Source organism: Bradyrhizobium sp. sGM-13, from assembly GCF_018398875.1.
In the GTDB taxonomy this organism is placed as follows: Bacteria; Pseudomonadota; Alphaproteobacteria; order Rhizobiales; family Xanthobacteraceae; genus Bradyrhizobium.
This window is the reverse complement of the sequence record NZ_JAGWDK010000426.1, coordinates 1-239: the sequence shown is the minus strand read 5'-3', so window position 1 is coordinate 239 and position 239 is coordinate 1. Positions and strand designations below refer to the sequence as shown.

Annotated in this window: 1 pseudogene; it reads left to right on the top strand. The window is 65.7% G+C overall.

Features of this window, described 5'->3' with window-relative positions:
• Positions 1-42 precede the first annotated feature (42 nt).
• Positions 43-239 (top strand): annotated as a pseudogene (locus KJQ96_RS39535) (hypothetical protein); the annotation flags it as partial.

Sequence of the window (239 nt, the reverse complement as noted above, 5' to 3'; positions counted from 1 at the left end):
AACTATGCGCTGCTCTACGGTTCGGCCTCCCAAGGGGCGCTCATGTTCGCGCTTGTTCCCGCCGCTGTCGTCGTCGCCGCGGTCATCGGTCTCAAAGAAACTCCATCGAGACGCCGTGTCGCCGGCATTGCGCTGTCCGTGTGCGGCGTGGCGCTCGTTGCGCTGACCGGCGAGAGGGATTGCGCCTCGCCGCAGCCACTGCTTGGCGCGCTGTGGATGTTGGGAGCGATCGTTGCATG